General features: G+C 72.0%; 18 protein-coding genes. 11 read left to right on the plus strand and 7 right to left on the minus strand.

Annotation, left to right across the window (positions count from 1 at the left end; genetic code table 11):
* The first annotated feature begins 159 nt into the window (after positions 1 to 159).
* From ACFYWX_RS45400 to hemC, 7 genes are all read left to right on the plus strand, one after another.
* On the plus strand, positions 160 to 843 hold the full coding sequence (locus ACFYWX_RS45400) for a response regulator (protein WP_389431332.1): 684 nt from the start codon (positions 160 to 162) through the stop codon (positions 841 to 843).
* Positions 844 to 921: 78 nt separating this feature from the next.
* The gene (locus tag ACFYWX_RS45405; protein ID WP_389431354.1) at positions 922 to 1,902 is read left to right on the plus strand and encodes an ATP-dependent DNA ligase; all 981 of its coding nucleotides are present in this window, start codon (positions 922 to 924) and stop codon (positions 1,900 to 1,902) included.
* Between the two features lie 143 nt (positions 1,903 to 2,045).
* Positions 2,046 to 2,822, plus strand: a complete 777-nt coding sequence (locus ACFYWX_RS45410; RefSeq protein WP_389431333.1) for an NPP1 family protein — start codon at positions 2,046 to 2,048, stop codon at positions 2,820 to 2,822.
* A gap of 102 nt (positions 2,823 to 2,924) precedes the next feature.
* Positions 2,925 to 3,941 (plus strand): questin oxidase family protein, encoded by a 1,017-nt coding sequence (locus ACFYWX_RS45415; protein ID WP_389431334.1) that lies wholly within the window; start codon positions 2,925 to 2,927, stop codon positions 3,939 to 3,941.
* A 54-nt stretch (positions 3,942 to 3,995) separates the two neighbouring features.
* Positions 3,996 to 4,514, plus strand: coding sequence for a hypothetical protein (locus ACFYWX_RS45420; protein ID WP_389431335.1), 519 nt, complete (start codon positions 3,996 to 3,998; stop codon positions 4,512 to 4,514).
* On the plus strand, positions 4,511 to 4,984 hold the full coding sequence (locus ACFYWX_RS45425) for a GNAT family N-acetyltransferase (RefSeq protein ID WP_389431336.1): 474 nt from the start codon (positions 4,511 to 4,513) through the stop codon (positions 4,982 to 4,984). The genes ACFYWX_RS45420 and ACFYWX_RS45425 overlap by 4 nt, the downstream gene beginning before the upstream one ends.
* Before the next feature lie 52 nt (positions 4,985 to 5,036).
* Positions 5,037 to 5,972, plus strand: coding sequence for a hydroxymethylbilane synthase (gene hemC, locus ACFYWX_RS45430; RefSeq protein ID WP_389431337.1), 936 nt, complete (start codon positions 5,037 to 5,039; stop codon positions 5,970 to 5,972).
* 54 nt (positions 5,973 to 6,026) lie between these two features.
* Here hemC and ACFYWX_RS45435 read toward each other — a convergent pair whose 3' ends face one another.
* From ACFYWX_RS45435 to ACFYWX_RS45450, 4 genes are all read right to left on the minus strand, one after another.
* The gene (locus ACFYWX_RS45435; protein WP_389431338.1) at positions 6,027 to 6,548 is read right to left on the minus strand and encodes a hypothetical protein; all 522 of its coding nucleotides are present in this window, start codon (positions 6,546 to 6,548) and stop codon (positions 6,027 to 6,029) included.
* A gap of 189 nt (positions 6,549 to 6,737) precedes the next feature.
* Entirely contained in the window at positions 6,738 to 7,598 is an 861-nt protein-coding gene (locus tag ACFYWX_RS45440) for an ABC transporter permease (RefSeq protein WP_389431339.1), read from the minus strand.
* Positions 7,558 to 8,409, minus strand: a complete 852-nt coding sequence (locus tag ACFYWX_RS45445; protein WP_389431341.1) for an ATP-binding cassette domain-containing protein — start codon at positions 8,407 to 8,409, stop codon at positions 7,558 to 7,560. The genes ACFYWX_RS45440 and ACFYWX_RS45445 overlap by 41 nt, the downstream gene beginning before the upstream one ends.
* The gene (locus ACFYWX_RS45450; protein ID WP_389431343.1) at positions 8,406 to 8,861 is read right to left on the minus strand and encodes a MarR family winged helix-turn-helix transcriptional regulator; all 456 of its coding nucleotides are present in this window, start codon (positions 8,859 to 8,861) and stop codon (positions 8,406 to 8,408) included. Before ACFYWX_RS45450 ends, ACFYWX_RS45445 begins: the two co-directional genes overlap by 4 nt.
* Before the next feature lie 251 nt (positions 8,862 to 9,112).
* Here ACFYWX_RS45450 and ACFYWX_RS45455 point away from each other — a divergent pair, with 251 nt between their 5' ends.
* Positions 9,113 to 9,913, plus strand: coding sequence for an RNA polymerase sigma factor SigF (locus ACFYWX_RS45455; RefSeq protein ID WP_389431344.1), 801 nt, complete (start codon positions 9,113 to 9,115; stop codon positions 9,911 to 9,913).
* A 39-nt stretch (positions 9,914 to 9,952) separates the two neighbouring features.
* On the opposite strand, the gene ACFYWX_RS45460 is transcribed toward ACFYWX_RS45455, so the two are convergent.
* Positions 9,953 to 10,288, minus strand: coding sequence for an ANTAR domain-containing protein (locus tag ACFYWX_RS45460; protein ID WP_389431355.1), 336 nt, complete (start codon positions 10,286 to 10,288; stop codon positions 9,953 to 9,955).
* A 105-nt stretch (positions 10,289 to 10,393) separates the two neighbouring features.
* On the opposite strand from ACFYWX_RS45460, the gene ACFYWX_RS45465 reads away from it, so the two are divergent.
* Positions 10,394 to 11,200 (plus strand): VOC family protein, encoded by an 807-nt coding sequence (locus ACFYWX_RS45465; RefSeq protein ID WP_389431346.1) that lies wholly within the window; start codon positions 10,394 to 10,396, stop codon positions 11,198 to 11,200.
* Positions 11,201 to 11,257: 57 nt separating this feature from the next.
* On the opposite strand, the gene glgX is transcribed toward ACFYWX_RS45465, so the two are convergent.
* Together glgX and ACFYWX_RS45475 are read right to left on the minus strand one after the other, a co-directional pair.
* Positions 11,258 to 13,405 (minus strand): glycogen debranching protein GlgX, encoded by a 2,148-nt coding sequence (glgX, locus tag ACFYWX_RS45470; RefSeq protein WP_389431348.1) that lies wholly within the window; start codon positions 13,403 to 13,405, stop codon positions 11,258 to 11,260.
* Positions 13,402 to 13,905, minus strand: a complete 504-nt coding sequence (locus ACFYWX_RS45475) for a pep a2 (RefSeq protein ID WP_389431349.1) — start codon at positions 13,903 to 13,905, stop codon at positions 13,402 to 13,404. The genes glgX and ACFYWX_RS45475 overlap by 4 nt, the downstream gene beginning before the upstream one ends.
* Before the next feature lie 302 nt (positions 13,906 to 14,207).
* Between ACFYWX_RS45475 and ACFYWX_RS45480 the strand changes: the two genes are divergently transcribed.
* Entirely contained in the window at positions 14,208 to 14,480 is a 273-nt protein-coding gene (locus tag ACFYWX_RS45480) for a DUF5133 domain-containing protein (RefSeq protein ID WP_389431351.1), read from the plus strand.
* A 125-nt stretch (positions 14,481 to 14,605) separates the two neighbouring features.
* Positions 14,606 to 15,224 (plus strand): maltotransferase domain-containing protein (locus ACFYWX_RS45485; protein WP_389431352.1); only part of this gene is annotated, 619 nt, incomplete at its 3' end.

The raw sequence follows: 15,224 nt of genomic DNA on the forward strand, positions 1-15,224 counted from the left end.
GACTCCCGCGCCGGGCCACCGCTATGGTGCGATCGGCCCGCGCGAGTGGGCGTACTCCGTCGACGGTCGCCCTTCAGGCCGGTCTCCGTCCCGGGGCGGCTCGGAGGTCACCACCCGGCTCCCCCTCACCCCGACAGCACGGCACCGAGAACGGACCCCATGACCATCCGCGTACTGCTCGCCGACGACCAGGCCCTGCTGCGGGCCACCTTCCGGATCCTGATCGACTCCTGCGACGACATGGAGGTGGTCGGCGAGGCCGCCGACGGCACCGAGGCCATCGATCTCGTGCGCGCCCACAGACCCGACGTCGTCCTGATGGACATCCGCATGCCCGGCACCGACGGCCTGGCCGCCACGACCGCGATCTGCGCCGAGCCGGAGCTGTCCGAGACCCGCGTGCTGATCCTCACCACGTTCGAGATCGACGAATACGTGGCGCAGGCGCTGCGGGCCGGGGCGAGCGGCTTCCTCGGCAAGGACGTCACCGCCGACGTGCTCCTCGACGGCATCCGTACCGTGGCCGCCGGCGAGTCCCTGCTCTCGCCGCTCGCCACCCGCGCGCTCATCACCCGGTTCCTGGCCTCCCCCACGCCGGGCCCCCCTCTCGCGGCGGCCGAGGACCTCTCCGGGCTCACCGCCCGTGAACGCGAGGTGATGGCCTGGGTGGCGGAGGGGCACTCCAACGAGGAGATCGCGCAGACGCTGTTCCTCAGCCCGCTGACAGTGCGCACCCACGTCCACCGCGCCATGACGAAGCTGCGGGCGCGGGACCGGGCGCAACTGGTCGTCATCGCCTACCAGTCGGGCCTCGTGCAGCCACCGCCGCCCGCGGGCCCCTGACGCCGTTCAGGGGAAACCGCCCCACGCGGCGCGTAGCGGCGACCGGGGGCGTCGACATCTTCACCCGTGACGTCACCCGTGCCCCTGCCCCTGATCGCGCCCATGCTCGCCACTCCCGGCACCCTGCCGCCCGCCGCGCAGGACGCGCGCTGGGCCTACGAGACCAAGCAGGACGGCCAGCGCGTGGTGGTCTATCTCGCCGGGGACGCAAGCGTCGTGCTGCGCGCCCGCTCCGGGGAGGACATCACCGGCGCCTACCCCGAACTCGCGGCACTGGGCGGCGCCCTCGGCACGACGCCCGCCGTCCTGGACGGTGAGATCCTCGCTCTCGACGAAGAGGGCCGCGCCAACTTCCAGTTGCTCCAGTCCCGGATGGGCCTGGCCCATGCCCCCGGCCGCGCCGCCCGCCAGGCCGCGAAGGTCCCGGTCCACCTCGTGCTGTTCGACGTGATGCACCTGGGGCGGGACTCCCTGCTCCCGCAGCCCTACGCGCGGCGGCGGGCCCGGCTGGAGGAGCTCGGCCTGGCGGGAGCGTTCTGGTCGACGCCGGCGGCGATCGTCGGCCACGGCCGGCAGGCCCTGGCGGCCACCGTCGAGCACGGTCTGGAGGGCCTGGTGTGCAAGCGGCTCGACTCGGTGTACGAACCGGGGGTGCGCTCCCGCGCCTGGCTGAAGATCCGCAACATGCGCAGCGAGGACGTGATCGTCGGCGGTTGGCTGCCCGGCAGGGGACGCCTGTCGGGTCTGCCCGGCGCCGTGCTGGTCGGCCAGCGGGCGGCGGGGCGCCTGCGGTACGTGGGCGGGGTGGGCACCGGCTGGAGCGGGGCCGAACGCGCCCTGCTCGCCGAGCTGCTGGCGGCCGCCGCGAGTGACGTGTGCCCCTTCGACCCGGTGCCGCGGGTGCCGGGCGCGCGCTGGGTGGTGCCCCGGCTGGTCGGCGAGGTCCGCTACAGCACCCGTACCCGGGCCGGGATGCTGCGGCAGCCGTCGTGGCTGCGGCTGCGCCCGGACCTCACGCCGGAGGAGGCGGCGGCCGACATTCCGGATGATGCCGTCTGAAACGACGTCATGATCCAAGTATTGGCCCGCGCTTCACTGTGGATACGTCTGCGACCTCTTGGCGCGGAAGGGGAAAGCGGGGAAGCTGAACCTCCTTTCCCCCCACAGCCGTTGGGCTGCGCCCGGACCAGGAGGAGGACGCAGTGTCGTCACCGACCTTCAAGGCACACCGCAGGAGATGGTTCACCGGACTGGCCGGTGCCGCCGCCCTCGTCGTCGCCTTCCCCACCGCCGCCTTCGCCGCCCCGCCCCAGGCGCTGCCCGGCAACGCCGAGAGCCTGGAGAAGACGTACCAGCCCGCCTACGACTACGACACGGACGGCTGCTACCCGACTCCCGCGATAGGCCCCGACGGAACCATCAACGGCGGTCTCAAGCCGACCGGTTCGCTCAGTGGCGACTGCCGTGACGCCTCGGACCTCGACAACACCAACGGCTACTCGCGCTACAAGTGCAACAACGGCTGGTGCGCCTACATGTACGGCCTGTACTTCGAGAAGGACCAGGCCGTCGCGAACAGCAGCATCGGCGGGCACCGCAACGACTGGGAGCACGTCGTGGTGTGGGTGCAGGACAACCAGGTCAAGTACGTGTCGACGTCCAACCACGGTTCGTTCACCATCAGCGCGGCCTCCGCGGTCCGCTTCGACGGCACGCACCCGAAGATCGTGTACCACAAGGACGGCATCAGCACGCACTGCTTCCGGCTGGCGGGCTCGAACGACGAGCCGCCGGAGAACCACAAGGGCACCTGGCAGTACCCGTCGCTGGTCGGCTGGAACGGCTACCCGGCCGGACTGCGCGACAAGTTGAGCGCCTACGACTTCGGCAGCGCCAACTTCGGCCTCAAGGACGCCAACTTCGCCGCGCACCTGACCTCGGCGAAGCCGTCCGGCATCGCGTTCGACCCCAACGCCTGAGCCCGGCCCGGGATCGGGCCGGGGACGTACGACACGAGGCGCCCTCGAGTTACGTCTCCCGCCCGATCCCGGTCGCCCGCGGCGCGGCATAGCGTCCCGCTCATGGAGATCAGCGATACGAGCGGACACCTCGACGAGGCCCTGGAACGGCTGCACAGCGCGGGACCCGAGCGCGTCGGCCATTTCACCAACCACGCCCCCATGGTGGTCGAGGCGCTCGCCGCCCACGGCCACGCCGACGCCGTACACCGCTGGCTGGACCTGTACCAGGGCAAGCTGGAGGACTTCCCGCCCCGCGTCGCCCTCGTCACCGACGACAACTGGCACGAGGCGCTGGGCGATCCCCGCCGGGCCGCCGACTGGATCGACCACTTCTGCCGAACCCTGGCGGACCACCCGTGGCGCGACGTCCTCGCCGAGTGGTGGCCCCGCCTGCTGCCCGGCCTCTACGGCGGCTCCACCCACCCCGTCATCCGGGTCGGCCACGCCGTACGCGCCCTCGAAGCGGGCGAGAGCGCGCCCCGCCGCACCGAACTCGCCCACGGCCTGGGCTACTGGGCGGCCCGGCACCACACCGTCTCCGGCATCACCGCGCTGCCCGGCGCGCCGACGGCCGCGGCCTCCCTCGACGCCGTGCCCGCCGTGCACACGCCGAGCGAGGAATTCCCCGACCGGCTGGCGGTGGTACGCGCGCTGCCCGTCTGGGCGGACGACGTGACCGACCCCGACACCGCGCGGGAACGGCTCACCGAACTCGTCCGCGCCGCCACGCACCGGTACGCCACCCACGGACACGGCGAGGAGACGATGCTCGTGCACGCTGCGACGGCCCCCAACGCCGTGCTGCGCACGCTCGGTGCCCTCCCCCGCGACCTGTGGGCGCCGAGCCTGCACGCGGCGTGGACGGCGTCCGCGGCGGTCACCGCGATGTACGCCCCCGCCGAGCCGGTCCCCTACGCGCCGCCCGCGCTGCGCACCCCCGAGGAGGTCCTCGAACGCGCCCTCGCCCACGGCGACGAGCACGTCCTCAAGCTCACCGACACCGCCCTGGACGTCGGTGACGAACCGGCCCTCGCGGCCGCCCTGCGCGCGGTCGAACTCAGCGTGCCGCTGTCCTGAGGCGGCGGGGGCCCGCCATGGACGGACCCGAGGCACGCACCCCATGATGTCCGGATGGATCATCACGAGGAACTCCCGTCCGCGGTGGCGGCCGAGGCGCTGCTCACCCTCACCGAGGAGCATCACGCCCGCGCTGCACGGCCGTTGGGCACCCGCGAGGCCGCCGGGCACCTGGTGAAGGTGTATGCGATCGAGGCACCGGGCCGCACGGTGACCGACGGGGACGCGGAGGCCGCGCTGCGGGTCGCCGACGCCCACCTGGGACTGGGGCGGCTGCACGGCTCGCTCGGACTCGCCGTGCTGGTCGTGCACGCGGGCGGCGACGGCGACTACGTGCTGGTCCACACCTGGATCGAGGGCTACATGTCGGACCTCGCGGTCTTCGTCGGTCCCGCAGGACAGCCCGACCTGCTGCGGCCGGGCCGCGCGGGCCTCGCTCCCTGCGTCTGGGAGGCGGCCGTCCTGGCCCACGAGCGCGATGCGTTCTCCCGCAACGTCCTCGACGGCACCGGGCCGTTGGCGGCGCGCCTCACCGCCTGGGGCGCGGACACCGTCGAGGGAACCGTGCGGTGACCGGCGTCCCCGTGGTGCGCCGTGCCGAGCCCGCCGATCTGCCCCGGGTGGCCGAACTGGCCGCCCAGCACGCGGAGTACGAGCGCGCCGCGCCGCCCCCCGCCGGCCTCGACGCCCGCCTGGCCGCCCTGCTGTTCGACACCCCGGCATCGCGGTTCAGCTGCCTGGTGGCCCAGCTGCCCGAGGGCGAGGTCGTCGGCTACGCGACGTGCGAGCCCGCGGTGTCCACCTGGGAGGGCCGCGGGTACCTCCACATGGACTGCCTGTTCCTGGCGCCCGGACACCGCGGGCTCGGCCTGGGTGCCCTGCTCGTCGACGCGGTCATCGCCGAGGCCCGCCGCCTCGGCCTCACCGAGGTCCAGTGGCAGACCCCCGTCTGGAACGAACGCGCGGCGCGCTTCTACGACCGTCTCGGCGCCCGCGGCACGGTGCAGGAGAAGCTGCGGTACAGCCTGCCCGTGACCCCCTGACAGTGGCGGAGTGCGGCACGCGCACCCGGCCCGAGGGTCTATCGTGTCCCGCATGTCCGTCCCGGAACTGATCCGTATCGTGTCCCGCGACTCCCCGATGGCTCTCGCCCAAGTGGAGCGTGTCCGCGCCGAGTTGACCGCCCTGTACCCCGGCATCCGCACCGAGGTCGTACCGGTGAAGACCACCGGCGACAAGTGGATGGGGGACCTGTCGAAGGTCGAGGGCAAGGGTGCCTTCACCAAGGAGGTCGACGCGGCGCTGCTGGCCGGGGAGGCCGATCTGGCGGTGCACTGCGTCAAGGACGTGCCGGCCGACCGGCCGCTGCCCGCGGGCACGGTGTTCGCCGCCTTCCTGAAGCGGGACGACATCCGGGACGCGCTCATCCATCCGGGCGGGCTCACACTCGACGAACTCCCGGCGGGGACGCGGATCGGCACCTCGTCGGTGCGTCGGAGGGCTCAACTGGCCGCCACCCACCCGGAGCTGGAGTGCGTGCCGTTCCGCGGCAACGCCAACCGGCGGCTGGAGAAGCTGGCGGCCGGCGAGGCGGACGCGCTGCTCCTCGCGGTCTCCGGCCTGGAGCGCATCGACCGGTGTGACGTGATCAGCGAGGTGCTGTCCCCGGAGACGATGATGCCGCCGATCGGCGCGGGCATCCTCGCCCTGCAGTGCCGTGAGGACGACACCGAGGTCATCGACGCGGTCAGCGGGCTCGGCGATCCCGCCACCCACCGGGAGGCGACCGCGGAGCGCATGTTCCTGCACGTCCTGCAGGGGCACTGCAACAGCCCGATCGCCGGGTTCGCGCAGGTCGACCGCAGTGGGGAGCTCTCGCTGCGGGCGTGCGTGTTCACACCGGACGGCAAGACGCGGCTGAACGCCCACGAGTGGGCGGGCCCGCTCGACCCGGCCACCCTCGGCACGTCGGTCGCCGTGGCCCTGCTGCGGCAGGGCGCGCGGGAGATCATCGACGGCATCCCGCACTGACCGCTGACCGCTGCGAGGCGGGCCCGTGTCGGGCGGTGCCCGGGCGGGCCGGCGTCAGGCCGTGCCCTCCTCCGCCTGGTCGCGCAGGAAGTTGCTCACCTGGCGGGCCAGGCTCTCGCGCCCCGTTTGGGCGGGGGTGCCGGCGGACCCCTCGTTCAGGCCGATGCCGCCGGTCCACAGCCGGCGGTCGGTCCACTCCTCCTCGACCCGCAGCTGGACCTGGACGTCCACCTGGCTCAGCGCCGCCTCCGGGCCGGCCGCGTACAGCACGGCGGTGGCCCGGCGCAGCGGGTAGACGTCGAAGCCCTCGATGAACTGCGAGTTGCGCCAGTCGAGGAAGGCGCTCTCGCCGTCGGGGCCGATGCGCACGTCGATCTGGCCGTCCTCGAGGTGGATGCCGTAGTGGCGGCTGCCGCGGTTCTCGACGGTCACGCGCAGACGGAAGTACGTCATGCCCTCGGCCGCGTCGTCCCGTCCGCGGGGCGGCTCGGCCGGCTCCAGGCGGTGGACGCGGACCCGCAGACCGGCATGCTCGTCGTACTCGTGCCAGTCCCCGACCACGTTCGGCTCGTACACAGTCCACCTCTCGACTCTTCGGGCTGCTTCCTATCCGTGCGCTCAGCGCACTGTCAAATGAGCAGAATGCGCTGTGGCCAGGGACTTCACCCCTTTTGATCGGTGATCAAGCCGTGCGCAGGAACAATCCCGTTCCGGGTCGCGCAACCGCTTTTCCGAGCGTGCCGCACATCACGTTCCCGGCCAAGATCAGCGGGCGAGCCGGCCCAGGAGCGAGGACGCGGCGGCGATGCCGAGCGCGGCGGCCACACCGAGCACCGCGAAGTCGGCCGGAAGATCGGCGGGCGTGCCGAGGAGGAGCCCGCGCAGGGCGTCCACCTGATGGCTGAGCGGGTTGACCTTGCTGATCGTCTGGAGCCAGCCCGGCATGATGGACACCGGGTAGAGGGCGTTGGAGCCGAAGAACAGCGGCATCGTGATCGCCTGCCCGATGCCCATCAGGCGGTCGCGGCTGAGCACGATGCCCGCGATGGTCATCGACAGGCAGGAGAAGAAGGCCGAGCCGAGGACGACGACCGCGGCGACACCGAGCAGCTTGAGCGGGTTCCAGGTGAGCGCGACCCCGAGCAGTGCGGCGATCACGATCACGACGACCGCCTGGACCAGCGACTTCACTCCCGCCGCGAACGCCTTTCCGGTGATCAGCGCCGAGCGCGGGGTCGGAGTGACGAGAAGCTTGTTGAGCACGCCGGCGTCGCGCTCCCAGATGATCTGGATGCCGTAGAAGATGGCGATGAACATCGCGGACTGGGCGATGATGCCGGGCGCCAGGTAGTCGATGTAGGGGATTCCGTCGGTGGGGATCGCCCTGATCCGGGTGAAGGTCTGACCGAAGATCAGCAGCCACAGGGCGGGCTGGACGGCCCGGGTGTAGAGCTCGGTGCGGTCGTGGCGCAGTTTCTGGAGTTCTACGGCGCACATCGCCGCCACCCGGGCGGGCAGCAGCCGCCAGCCCGCGCGGGGCTCCGGCGGCCGGACGAGGAGGCCGATGCCCTCCCGGCGGGCGCGGTCAGCCGACGCGGTGCGCGGTGCGGCGGGTGCTTCGGACATCGCGGAAGTCTCCTGACTCGTCGTCGAGGCCGCTGCCGGCGACGTCCCGGAAGACGTCCTCCAGCGTGGGGAGCGGGCCGGTGCCCGCCGTGCCCTCGGCCTGCCTGCGTTCGCCGAGTCCCCGCCTCAGCTCGGCGGGGGTGCCGAGGGCCCGGATGCGGCCGCGGTGCATCAGGCCGACCCGGTCGCAGTACTGGTCGGCCTCGTCCATGTGGTGCGTGGTCACCAGGACGGTCATGCCGGTGGCCGCGCGCACGGCCTCGATGTGCTCCCAGACGCTCGTCCGGGCGATCGGGTCGAGGCCGATCGTGGGTTCGTCGAGGATGAGCAGGCGGGGCGCGCTGACCAGCGCCTGGGCGAGTTCGAGGCGGCGGACCATGCCGCCGGAGTAGGTGCCGGCGAGCCGGTCGGCGGCGTCGGCGAGGTCGACGGCGGCCAGGGCCTGGCCGACACGTTCGGCGCGTTCGCGTCGGGGCACGTCGAAGACGCGGGCGAACAGGTCGACGTTCTCCCGGCCGGTGAGGCCCGCGTCGGCGGACAGCTGCTGCGGGACGTAGCCCAGCAGGCGCCGTACCGCCATGCGGTCGCGGGCCGCGTCGTGGCCGAAGACGCCGATCATGCCGGACGGGACCGGCAGGAGGGTGGTGATGCAGCGGATCGCCGTGGTCTTCCCGGCGCCGTTGGGGCCGAGCAGCCCGAAGACCTCGCCCTCCCGCACGGTCAGGTCGAGCCCGTCGACCGCTCTCGTCCCTCCGAAGGAGTAGGCCAGCCGGGTACAGGTGACCGCCTCGGCGGCGGCGTCGCTCGTCATGACTCCTCGGCCTCCTCGTGCAGGGTGACGGCGAGCTTGCGCAGGGCCGGGAGGGCCGCGCGCAGGGCCTCGCGGTCCGCCTCGTCGAGGCGGGCCAGATGGCGGCCGACGAGGGCGGCGCGGCGCTGCTGCCAGGCGCGCAGCCGGGTCTCGGCGGCCTCGGTGAGCAGCAGGCGGGCGGCGCGCCGGTCGGCGGGGTCCGTCTCGCGGAGCAGGTACCCCTCCTTGGCCAGCTGGTTGACCAGCGTCGACACGGAGTTGCCCGCCAGGTGGAGCTCCTTGGCGGCCTCCGAGACGCCGATGCCGGGCCGGGTCTCGACCAGGCGCAGCAGCTCCACCTCGGCGCCGCGCAGCCGCGGCACGGTGAGCCCGGCGCGCAGCCGGCGCCGGATCAGCCGCTGGACGCCGACGAGGGTGTCGGCCAACTCCTGCGGGAAGGTCTGCTGTTCCATGCCCTCGACGTTATCTCTGTAGCAGAGGTAATAAACCCAAGCGGTGGTCAAGGGATGGGCCTATTGGTCAATTCATCCCGATTTGTTTTGGAATTCCCCTCTCTGGGCAAGGGCACTTCAAGTGCTTCGGACAGGAGGCACATCCGTGGGAACCGGCCCGACCGGTCTTTGGCGGCGCACTTCGCCCGGCCCGGCACGCGCCCCTTCCCACGGTGTCCGTCCACCGGCACCTGCTTCAGGGAGGCGCGCCGATGCGTACCGCCGGCAGCACACGACAGCACCCCCACGACGACGCCCCGGACACGGCCGCCGCCTTCGTCCGGCTCGTGGGGCTGCCCGAGGGCCCGGAGCACATGGCGCTGCGGGACGAGCTGGTCCAGGTCTGGCTTCCGATGGCCGAGCGGATCGCCGTCCGTTTCCGGGGCCGCGGCGAGAGCCTGGAGGACCTGTACCAGGTGGCGGCCCTCGGCCTCGTCAAGGCCGTCGACCACTACGACCCGGACCGCGGCCGCGCCTTCGAGGCGTACGCGGTGCCGACGATCACCGGCGAGATCAAGCGGCACTTCCGTGACCACATGTGGACCCTGCACGTGCCCCGTCGTGTCCAGGACCTGCGCAACCGCGTCCGGCACGCGTCCAAGGACCTGGCGCAGACGATCCCGGGGCGCGCGCCGACGGTCGCCGAGATCGCCGAGCACGCGCAGCTGACCGAGGCCGAGGTGCGCATCGGGATGGAGGCCCTGGAGTGCTTCACCGCGCTGTCGCTGGAGGCCGAGATGCCCGGCACCGACGGCTACGCCCTCCAGGACGCGATCGGCGCCCTGGACCCGGGGTTCGACGCGGTCGTCGACCGTGAGGCCCTGAAGCCCTGTCTGGAGGCCCTGCCCGAACGCGAACGGACCATCCTCTACCTGCGCTTCTTCCAGGGCATGACGCAAAGCCGCATCGCCCAGCAGCTCGGCATCTCCCAGATGCACGTCTCACGGCTGCTCAGCGGCTGCTTCGCCCGGCTGCGCAAGGAGGTGCTCGCCGACACGGGCTGCACGCGCTGAGGCGCGAGACGGGCGGCACACGCTGAGGCGCGGGGCGTCTCACTCCAGCGGGGGTGCCCCCGGAACCTGGGTGGGACCGTGACGGTCGAGGGCGTCCTCGAGTTCCGCCCGGATTTCCGGGGGCATTTCGCCGCTGCGGCCCCAGATGAGAATGAGTTCCGCGACATTGCGGAGTTTGATGTTCGTGTGCTGGGACACTTCCCTGAGCACCACCCAGCCGTCGTCCGGTGTGACGCGCCCCAGGGCCACGATCATTCCGATGGCCTGGTCCACGACGGCGTGCGAGACCATCGCCTCCTTGAGCTGCTCGACCTCTTCCTGGAGGTGGAAGATCAGGCCCGTTTCGTCGTCGGGCTGCGGGGGTACTCGTGCCAGCCCTCCATCGTGCCACCGGGCTCCTCGGCAGGCGCCCCGAGCGGATCCGGCCGGACACTGGAGGAAGACCGGGGTGCCGAACGACGAGAGCAGGACGCGAGTGCCATGAACCACGACACGAAACCCTCCCCCGGCACGGCCGAGGTCGTCTCCACGCACTCCGTCTTCGGCGCGCCCTGCTGGGTGAGCCTCACCAGCCGCGACCTGGACGCCACACAGGACTTCTACTCGGCCGTGCTCGGCTGGAAATGGCGCAGGAACCGGCTCGGCGACCGCTTCCGGATCGCGCTGGCGGACGATGTGCCGGTCGCCGGGATCGCCGCGGTCGCCTCCATGTGGCACATGGCCGTGGCGTGGACGCCGTATTTCGCCGTACCGGACGCCGACGAGGCCGTGGCCCGGGCGCGGGAACGCGGCGGGACGGCGGCCGTGGGGCCGCTGTCCTTCCCACCCGGGCGGGCCGCGCTGCTCGCCGACCGGGACGGCGCGACCTTCGGGATCTGGGAGGGGGAGCTCATGGGCGCCTGGGAGACCTGGCGCCGGGCGGCCCCCACCTTCATCCGGCTCCACACCCGGGACGCCTTCGATGCGGCGATCTTCTACGGCGAGATCCTCGAGTGGGCCTCGGACCGCGCCGGCTGCTGCGAGGTCCGCTACGAGGGCGACGAGGTCGTCCTGCGCAGTCAGGGTGACGTCGTGGCCCGCATCCAGTCGGGGGCGCTGGGGTCGGCGCCGGATCCCACCATCCGACCGCACTGGCAGGTCCACTTCGCCGTCTCGGACGTGACGACCTGCGCCCGCACCGCCGAGCAGCAAGGCGGCAGCGTCCTGCGCATGACCGCCGACGAAGCCGTCCTGCGCGACCAGGACGGCGCCCAGTTCACGGTGACGTCCCGCCGCGTGCGCTCATGAGTCAGGGATCATCACCCCCGGGGTCCGCGGGCCCCGGGGTGATCCGTGCTCGGGGGCTCACTCCCCCCGCAAGGACGGCCTGGACAGCAGAACGAGGCTGCGGGGTTCGACGGTGAGGGCGGTGGACGCCTTGTGTTCCGCCTCCTCGGGGGTGCCCTGGGGCTCGGCGGTGTCGATGAGGGTCGACCAGCGTTCGCCGTAGGCGGCGTCCGGCAGCCGGAAGCCGACCGGTTCCCAGGAGCTGTTGAGGAGCAGGAGGAACGAGTCGTCGATCACGGGGCGCCCGTGGGGGTCGGGCTCGGCGATCGCGTCACCGTTGAGGAACACGCCGACGCAGTGGGCGTCGGAGCGCTGCCAGTCCCGGTCGGTCATCTCCCGCGCGTCCGGCCGCAGCCACAATAGGTCGGGCAGCGGCTGGCCGGCGTGCGTCACCGTCTCGCCGAGGAAGAAGCGGCGTCGGCGCAGGACGGGGTGGGCGGCCCGCAGCGCGATGACGGAGCGCGCGAAACCGGCCAGGTCGCGCTGCTCCCCCGTCAGCCGCCAGTCGATCCAGGACACCTGGTTGTCCTGGCAGTAGGCGTTGTTGTTGCCGCCCTGGGTGCGGCCCAGTTCGTCGCCGTGGCTCAGCATCGGAATGCCCTGCGACAGCAGCAGCGTGGCCAGGAAGTTGCGCTGCTGCCGGGCCCGCAGCTCCAGCACCGCCGGATCGTCGGTGTCGCCCTCCGCCCCGCAGTTCCAGGAGCGGTTGACGCTCTCGCCGTCCCTGTTGCCCTCGCCGTTGTCCTCGTTGTGCTTGTCGTTGTACGAGACCAGGTCGCGCAGGGTGAACCCGTCGTGCGCGGTCACGAAGTTGACGCTGGCGCGGGGGCGCCGCCTGCTGTGGGCGTACAGGTCGGACGAGCCGGTCAGCCGGGAGGCGAGCTCGCCCAGAGTGTGCGGCTCCGCCCGCCAGAAGTCCCGTACGGCGTCGCGGTACTTGCCGTTCCACTCCGACCACAGCGGCGGGAAGTTGCCCACCTGGTAGCCGCCCTCGCCGACGTCCCACGGCTCGGCGATGAGCTTGACGCGGCTGATCACCGGGTCCTGCTGGATCAGGTCGAAGAACGCCGACAGCCGGTCCACCTCGTGGAACTGCCGCGCCAGCGTGGCCGCGAGGTCGAAGCGGAACCCGTCGACGTGCATCTCGGTCACCCAGTACCGCAGCGAGTCCATGATCAGCTGGAGCACGTAGGGGTGGCGCATCAGCAGGCTGTTGCCGGTGCCCGTGGTGTCGTAGTAGTGCGCCCAGTCGCCGTCGACCAGGCGGTAGTACGAGGCGTTGTCGATGCCCCGGAAGGACAGCGTGGGGCCCTTCTCGTTGCCCTCGGCGGTGTGGTTGTAGACCACGTCGAGGATCACCTCGAGCCCGGCCTCGTGCAGCGCCTTCACCATCGACTTGAACTCGGTGACCTGCTCGCCGCGGGTGCCGTGGGCGGCGTAGGCGTTGTGCGGGGCGAAGAAGCCGATGGTGTTGTAGCCCCAGTAGTTGGACAGGCCCCGGTCCTTCAGCACGCCGTCCTGCACGAACTGGTGCACCGGCATCAGCTCGACGGCGGTCACCCCGAGCGAGACGAGGTGCTCGACGACGGCCGGGTGGGCGAGGCCCGCGTAGGTACCGCGGAGTTCGTGCGGCACGTCGGGATGGGTGAGGGTGAGGCCCCGGACATGGGCCTCGTAGATCACCGTGTCGGCGTACGGCCGCCGGGGCGGCCGGTCGTGGCCCCAGTCGAAGGCGGTGTCGGTCACCACGCCGAGCAGGGTGTGTCCGGCGCTGTCGGCGAGATCGGGGCCGCCGGGTGAACGCTCGTAGAGCGAGCGGTGGTTGTCGGTCTGCCCGTCCACCGCCCGGGCGTACGGGTCCAGGAGCAGCTTGGCGGGGTTGCAGCGGTGTCCGGCGGACGGGTCCCACGGGCCGTGCACCCGGTAGCCGTAACGCTGCCCCGGGCCGACACCCGGCAGATAGCCGTGCCAGACGAAGCCGTCGGCCTCGGTCAGCGGGACGCGGTGCTCAGTGCCGTCGTCGTCGACGAGGACCAGCTGGACGCGCTCGGCGACCTCGCTGAACAGCGCGAAGTTGGTGCCCTCGCCGTCGTGGTCGGCGCCCAGGGGGTAGGGGTGCCCGCCCCAGGCCGGCACCCCTCCTCGGTGGCTCGGCTTCGGGGTCACCGGGCGGCCTCCAGAACGCCGTCCGCCATGGAGGCCAGCGCGGCCACCGCCATCTCACGGGGAACGTCGAGACCCTCGCGCAGATCCGGCGAGGGCGCAGTCGGCACCAGCGGGACGCGTTCGCCGGCGCGGGCGCGCTGCGAGAACCAGATGACCTTGCTGCCGGTGTCCGTGGCGCAGCACCCCCAGCCGTCGCTCATCGCGGCGATGTGTTCCAGGCAGCCGCGCAGGTCCTCGTCCGGGCGCAGGTCACGGTTGTCCTCTCCCACGGCGGTGATGAGGTGTTGACCGGTCCACCACATCTCGATCGAGGCGTTCTTGTCCGTAGCGTGCTCGTCGATGGCGGTCAGCAGCATTCCGGCGCCACGGCAGACGGGCTCGACGAGGTTCTCGAGGTCCCAGAGCCGGAGGTGGGCGGCCATGATGCGGCCGACCTGTCCGACGCGTTCGGGGCAGACTTCCACGTCGAGGTGGTAGTAGCAGGGCACTGCGGTCTTCATCGTCGTTTGCTCCTCACCGGCGAGGCCTGGGCTCCCTCTCGACCCCCGCGGGGCCGAGCCCCGAACACGGAGCGTGGGCACTGATCGCTTCTGAGTCAGCTCCACAGTGAGGCCCTTACGCCATCCGTGCAACACGAGCACCGACCGAGGTAGTTGAAGATCCAACAGGACGTTGTGTGGCTGCGTGTGCACCATGGGTGAAAGCCTCGATCGCCGAAGCGGACCGTGCCTCTGGCGCGCACGGCCACCGGCCCGACCGTCGGGCATGTGCCCATCGAGAGCCCGGGAAGGTGAAGGGCGCCATGCTGCTACCCGCCAAGGCCGAAGTCGCCCGCCATCTGCGGCGGTACCGGGCGTGGGAACGCGTGATGCTCGCGTCCCCCGCGGACCGCACGGTGCGGACCACCTTCGAGGACTCCGGTTACACCCTCTGTGTCCTGATGGGAAAGCGCTGTGCGCGGGAGGCCGCCGACGCCGCCGAACGCTACCTCCGTGACCAGGGCGAGCGGCCGCACGCCACCGCCGTCGGCAGGCGGGGCCCGCCTGCCGAGCGACATTCCCCGGCGGGGCGTTAGCCCCTTTCCGGCGCAGTATCCCAGCCGGGCCGACAGGCCCGGCTTTGGTACGGCGGAGCTTTTGCACGGGAGTACGGCGGAGCTTTTGGTACGGCGGAGCTTTTGGTACGGCGGAGGTGACACTCATGAATTCAAACCCGGCCATCGGCCGAATCCCGGTACGCGACGTGCGCCCGGCGGTGGACAACGGACGACGGCCCGCAAAGGCGGTCACGGGGGAGACGTTCCAGGTCACCGCCACCGTCTTCCGCGAGGGCCACGACGCGGTCGGCGCCGACGTGGTCCTGACGGACCCGGACGGCCGCCCCGGTCCCTGGACTCCCCTGCGTGAACTGGCGCCCGGCACCGACCGCTGGGGTGCCGACGTCACCCCGGACGCCGTCGGCCGCTGGACGTACCACGTGGAGGCCTGGAGCGACCCGCTCACCACCTGGCGCAGCCACGCCCGGATCAAGGTCCCGGCGGGCATCGACACCGGCCTGGTCCTGGAGGAGGGCGGCGAGCTGTACGAGCGTGCCGCGGCCGAGGTGCCGAAGGGTGAGGACCGGGACGCCGTGCTGGCCGCGGTGGCGGTGTTGCGCGACGACTCGCTGCCGGTCGCCACCCGTTTGGCGGCGGCGCTGACACCGAAGGTGGAACGGGTGCTGGCCCGTTACCCCTTGCGGGAGTTGGTGACCTCCTCGGACCCCCTGCCGTTGCAGGTCGAGCGGGAGCGGGCCCTGTACGGCGCCTGGTACGAGTTCT

Source organism: Streptomyces sp. NPDC002888 (genome assembly GCF_042888465.1).
GTDB lineage: Bacteria > Actinomycetota > Actinomycetes > Streptomycetales > Streptomycetaceae > Streptomyces.